Below are 1,098 nucleotides of genomic sequence, written 5' to 3'. Positions count from 1 at the left end.
ATGACCGTGAAGAATGGTTCCGTATTCCCGCTGAATTTGATGGTGACACATTAACGTTTACTGTGATCCCAGAGCGCGGCTCTATCTATTTCGCATACTTTGCACCGTACACGTATGATCGCCATCTCGATCTACTGCACATGGCGCAAAGCGCGCACCACTGCAAGCTAGATACACTGGGTCATACCCTAGATGGTAACGACATGAGCCTACTGACTTTTGGTGAGCCAGAAGAAGGCAAAAAGAAAATCTGGATGATCGCGCGTCAGCATCCGGGCGAAACCATGGCCGAGTGGTTTATGGAAGGTATGATTCAGCGTCTGCTGGATGAAAACGATACGGTTGCCCGTGCATTACTTGAGAAAGCAGTGCTTTACGTTGTACCGAACATGAACCCAGATGGTGGTATTCGTGGTCACCTACGCACGAATGCGGTTGGTGTAAACCTAAACCGTGAATGGCAAACGCCTTCAATGGAGAAAAGCCCAGAGGTGTTCCTTGTTCGTGAACGCATGCTCGAAACGGGCGTGGATATGTTCTTAGATGTTCATGGTGATGAAGCGATCCCATACAACTTTGTTGCAGGCTCTGAAGGCATCCCATCGTACGATGAAAACTTAGCGGCGCTGGAAAATGCATTCAAACAAGCACTGTTGACTATTACGCCAGAGTTCCAAGATGAAATTGGCTACGACAAAGACGAACCAGGCAAGGCAAACCTGACGGTTGGTTCAAACTGGGTTGCCGAGCAATTTAAGTGCTTATCGTACACAATCGAGATGCCATTCAAAGACAATAACAACCACCCTGATCCGTTGTACGGTTGGTCTCCTGAGCGCAGCGTGATGTTTGGGCAAGACGTGCTTGCAGCAACACTTGCGGTGACAGACAAAATTTAAATGCAATAGTTCCACAGCATTGATTCATTACCGAACAGCTCATCTTTGATGGGCTGTTTTCTTTCCTGTTATTCGCATTTCTTATTGTAAAAATTAGTTGCCATTCATCCATTTACTGAGTTCTTCTCAAGTTTGAGAAACTGCAAAAATAGGGTGATTTGCATCACAGAAAAGTGCTAAGAGTGTGATATTCTCCGCA

At 46.3% G+C, this 1,098-nt stretch carries 1 protein-coding gene; it reads left to right on the top strand.

The genetic code is table 11. The annotated features are described in order from the left end of the window. On the top strand, positions 1-899 hold an 899-nt coding region (locus R7P67_RS25990; RefSeq protein WP_318086478.1), incomplete at its 5' end, for a M14-type cytosolic carboxypeptidase. Between the last annotated feature and the right edge of the window lie 199 nt (positions 900-1,098).

Source organism: Vibrio sp. Vb0937, assembly GCF_033338855.1.
Note: the sequence above shows the minus strand (reverse complement) of the source record. Positions and strands in the feature narration are given on the sequence as shown.